This window comes from Mesorhizobium sp. M4A.F.Ca.ET.090.04.2.1 (assembly GCF_003999085.1).
Taxonomy (GTDB): domain Bacteria; phylum Pseudomonadota; class Alphaproteobacteria; order Rhizobiales; family Rhizobiaceae; genus Mesorhizobium.
On record NZ_RZOT01000512.1, the window covers coordinates 1 to 4,512 of the forward strand.

Sequence of the window (4,512 nt, forward strand, 5' to 3'; positions counted from 1 at the left end):
CGCGCAGGAAATGCGCGCTCGAAAAGATCAGGACATTGCCAGCGACAACGCGGAGCCCGGCGATGATGGCATCGGCCCTGGCGCCGACATCGGCGGCCTGCTCGCCGCCGGGACAGCCGTCGCGAAACACGTTCCAGCCGGGGCGACCGGCGACAATCTCCTTCGTCGTCACGCCTTCATAGGCGCCGTAGTCCCATTCCTGGAGGTCCGGGTTCTTCACAGCACTTTCCCCGAAGCCGGCAAGTTGGCAGGTGTCGAAGGCACGCTGCGAAGGGCTCGACCACACCGCCTGGAAGGACAGGCCCTTGAGGCGATCGGTGAGGCCGCGGGCGGTCTCCTCACCCTTCGCCGTCAGCGGAATGTCGGTGCGACCGGTGTGCTTGCCCGAGGCGCTCCATTCGGTTTCGCCATGGCGGATCAGGTAGATCTCGGGAAATTTGCTGCTCATTGCCGGCCCCTCGGCGCTGGTGACAAGGCCGGACGACCAGCCCGCGCCAGCCTATGCGGCGACCGGCAAAAAGAACAGGCCGCGACCGGTTTTACCGGCCGCGGCCTCTCCATGCTTGGGAGGCGCCTGACGGGGTCAGGCTGGCTGGAGACCGCCCGACAGCGCCAAGTCGGCTTCTTCCGGCAACTGGCCAGCCATGGCGGCGGCGAATTGCGTCTGGTCGAGCTCGCCTTCCCAGCGCGCCACGACGATGGTGGCCACGGCGTTGCCGACGAAGTTGGTCAGCGCCCGGCATTCCGACATGAAGCGGTCGACACCGAGGATCAGCGCCATGCCGGCGACCGGCACCGAAGGCACGACCGAGAGCGTGGCGGCCAGCGTGATGAAGCCGGCGCCGGTGATGCCGGCGGCACCCTTGGAGCTCAGCATGGCCACCAGCAGCAGCAGGATCTGGTCGCCGAAGGTGAGCGGTGTGTCGGTGGCCTGAGCGATGAACAGCGCGGCCAGCGTCATGTAGATGTTGGTGCCGTCGAGGTTGAAGGAATAGCCGGTCGGGATGACCAGGCCGACCACCGACCGGTTGCAGCCAGCGCGCTCCATCTTGGCCATCAGGCCAGGCAGGGCGGCTTCCGAGGACGAGGTGCCGAGCACCAGCAGCAGCTCTTCCTTGATGTAGCGGATCAGCGCCAGGATCGAGAAGCCGTTGTACCATGCCACCGCGCCGAGCACGACCAGCACGAAGAGCAGCGACGTCAGGTAGAAGGTGCCGATCAGGAAGGCGAGGTTGGCGATCGCGCCGATGCCGTATTTGCCGACGGTGAAAGCCATGGCGCCGAAGGCGCCGATGGGGGCGGCCTTCATCAGGATGGCGACGAGGCGGAAGATCGGCGCGGTGAGCGCCTGCAGGAAGTCGACCACCGGACGACCGCGATCGCCGACCAGGGCCAGCGCGACGCCGAACAACACCGAGAAGAACAACACCTGCAGGATATCGCCCTGCGCGAAGGCGCCAGTGATGGTGTCGGGAATGATGTTCATCAGGAAGCCGACGATGGTCGTGTCATGCGCCTTCTCGGTGAAGGTCGACACCTTGCTGGCGTCGAGCGTCGCCGGATTGATGTGCATGCCGGCGCCGGGCTGGACGACATTGGAGACGACGAGGCCGACGACCAGCGCCAGCGTCGAGAAGAACAGGAAGTAGATCATCGCCTTGCCGGCGACCCGGCCGACCTTGTGCAGGTCGGAGACGCCGGCAATGCCGGTCGCCACGGTCAGGAAGATCACCGGCGCGATCACCATCTTGACCAGCTTGATGAAGGCGTCGCCGAGCGGCTTCAGCGACGCGCCGATGTCGGGATAGAAATGGCCGAGCAGAATGCCGGCGGCGATAGCCGCCAGGACTTGCACATAGAGATGCCGATAAAAGGGTATCTTGCCGCGCGGCTCGGCGGCAGCGAATGCTGTCTGCATGACGTCCTCCGTTGCGCCCCGATCGAAAGGCTCGACCTCCCGGGGCATTTGACCTCCAACAGCCTCGCGGCTGCCGATTCCGTCTTTGCAACCCGCGTGCCAGTTTCCGTCGGCGCGGACTTACTTTGATTTTGTTGGTTTTTTTCGAGCCGCTGGCCGCCCGGTCTGGCGGCGGCGTGCGGCCATCCGCATGGGTCGAATTGTGTTTTGTGCGAAATCATGCACAGATGGGCGATGCTGCAGCGCCCCGCAGCCGGCGCCATTGCCGGCCTTTCTCCAACGCCCGAGCAGCTCGGCAAAAGGGCGCGCCGAGCGTGGCTGCTGTTTGCCGGCGTGGCCCTCGCCATCATCGCCGCGGCGCTCTACGGCGCCGGCCTTTATGGCCGCGCGGTCGAGGTCGACGCGCTTGCCGCGCAGGGGCGCACCGACGCCAACCTGAAGGTGGCGCTGCTCCGCGCCGTGCTGGAAAACCCGCGCGCGCTGCCGCTGCTTCTGTCTGAGGACCAGCAGGTGCATGACGCGCTGACCGCGCGCACCAATGCCGCGATCGACGTGCTCAACCGCAAGCTCGAAGGGCTGGTGTCCGGCACCAAGGCGTCGGTGCTCTACGTCACCGGCACGGACGGCCTGGCGGTCGCGTCGAGCAACTGGCGCGAGCCGACCAGCTTCGTCGGCAACGACTACGGCTTCCGCGCCTATTTCTCCCGCGCCATGCAGACGGGAACCGCCGAGTATTTCGCGCTCGGCAATGTCAGCAAGCGCCCCGGCCTCTACATCTCGCGCCGTGTCGGCAGCGCCTCGGCACCGCTTGGCGTCGTTGTCGTCAAGATGGAGTTCGACCAGCTCGAGGCCGACTGGCACGAGGCCAACCGGCCGGCCTATGTCAGCGACGAGCATGGCGTCGTGCTGATCACCAGCGTGCCGTCCTGGCGCTTCATGACGACGGCGCCGCTTGCCGGCGCCTCCCTTGCCGAAATCCGGGACAGCCAGCAGTTCGGCGACGCGCCGCTGGTGCCGCTGCCGATCACGCGGAGGGAACCCTTGAGCGCCGACGTGTCCATAGTGCATGCGATCACGCCGGGCGGCAGCGATGGCGAATATCTCAGGCTGTCGACGCCGGTCGCCTCGACGCCGTGGCGGCTCGACTATCTCGTTCCGGCCGAGGCGCCGATCGCCGCCGCCCAGCGCGAGATGCGGCTCCTGGCGCTCGGCGTCATCGGGCCGCTCATCGGCCTTGCCGCCTATCTGTTATGGCGCCGGCAATCCGCGCAGATGCGGATCGCCGCCGAACAGGCGACGCGCGCCGAGCTCGAACGTCGTGTCGTCGAGCGCACCGAGGATCTGAGCCGCGCCCGCGATCGCCTGCAGGCCGAGATCACCGACCATCGCAGCACAGAGGCCAAGCTGCAGGTGGTGCAGCAGGAGCTGGTGCAAGCCAATCGACTGGCCATCCTCGGTCAGGTCGCCGCCGGTGTCGCTCATGAGATCAACCAGCCGGTGGCGACCATCCGCGCCTATGCCGACAATGCGCGCGTCTTCCTCGACCGCCAGCAGACGGCGCCGGCCGAGGAGAACCTCGATGCCATCGCGGCGCTGACCGAGCGTATCGGCACCATCACCGACGAGTTGAAAACCTTCGCCCGCAAGGGCCGCACGGCGGCCGAGCCGGTCGAGTTGCGCGGCGTCATCGAGGGCGCGGTGGTGCTGCTCAGAAGCCGTTTCGCCGGCCGGCTCGACGCGCTCGATATCGCGCTGCCGCCGCCCGCACTCAAGGTCATGGGCAATCGGGTGCGGCTGGAACAGGTGCTGATCAATTTGTTCCAGAACGCGCTGGAGGCGCTGGACGGTCGCGACGGCGCCAGGGTCGAGGTTTTGGTCGAGGAAAAAGACGACGGCGTCGTGCTCAATGTCTCGGACAACGGGCCGGGCATTCCGCCGGCGATCCTGAAATCGCTGTTCACGCCCTTCAACACCTCGAAGGAGAAAGGGCTGGGGCTAGGTCTCGTCATCTCCAAGGACATCGTCGCCGACTATGGCGGACGCATCGAGGTCGCGAGCGGCGCCGAGGGCACGCGTTTCACCATCCATCTTGCGAAAGCGGCGTAGCATGGCGACCAACGACCCCGCCCCGGTCATCCTGATCGACGACGACGCCGATCTCCTGAAGGCGACAAGGCAGACGCTGGAGCTCGCCGGCTTCGCGGTGTCGGCCTTTTCGATGGCGCGAGAGGCTCTGGCCGGGCTCGACGCCGGTTTCGCCGGCGTGGTGGTGTCCGACATCCGCATGCCCGAGATCGACGGACTGCAGCTTTTCGACCACATCGTGGAGGTAGACCCGGACATCCCTGTCATCCTCGTCACCGGCCATGGCGACATCGCGATGGCCGTGAAGGCGATCAAGGACGGCGCATACGACTTCATCACCAAGCCCTTCGCGGCCGACCGGCTTGCACAAAGTGTCTGGCGGGCGGCCGAAAAGCGCCGCCTGGTGATGGAGAACCGGGCCTTGCGCGAGGCGGCCGAGCAGGCGCAGGACAGCCTGACGCTGATCGGCCAGACGCCGGCGATGGAGCGGCTGCGCCGCACGCTGAGAC

At 66.7% G+C, this 4,512-nt stretch carries 4 protein-coding genes; 2 read left to right on the forward strand and 2 right to left on the reverse strand.

Going from position 1 to position 4,512, the window contains the following annotated elements; all coding sequences use genetic code 11:
• A partial coding sequence (locus EN781_RS26905; RefSeq protein WP_145965640.1) for a histidine phosphatase family protein occupies positions 1-448 on the reverse strand: 448 nt, incomplete at its 3' end.
• A 135-nt stretch (positions 449-583) separates the two neighbouring features.
• Complete coding sequence (locus EN781_RS26910) at positions 584-1,918, reverse strand: dicarboxylate/amino acid:cation symporter (RefSeq protein WP_127400496.1); 1,335 nt, start codon at positions 1,916-1,918, stop codon at positions 584-586.
• Positions 1,919-2,152: 234 nt separating this feature from the next.
• Between EN781_RS26910 and EN781_RS26915 the strand changes: the two genes are divergently transcribed.
• Positions 2,153-4,024, forward strand: a complete 1,872-nt coding sequence (locus EN781_RS26915) for a sensor histidine kinase (protein ID WP_126056553.1) — start codon at positions 2,153-2,155, stop codon at positions 4,022-4,024.
• 1 nt (position 4,025) lies between these two features.
• A partial coding sequence (locus EN781_RS26920) for a sigma-54-dependent Fis family transcriptional regulator (protein WP_145965641.1) occupies positions 4,026-4,512 on the forward strand: 487 nt, incomplete at its 3' end.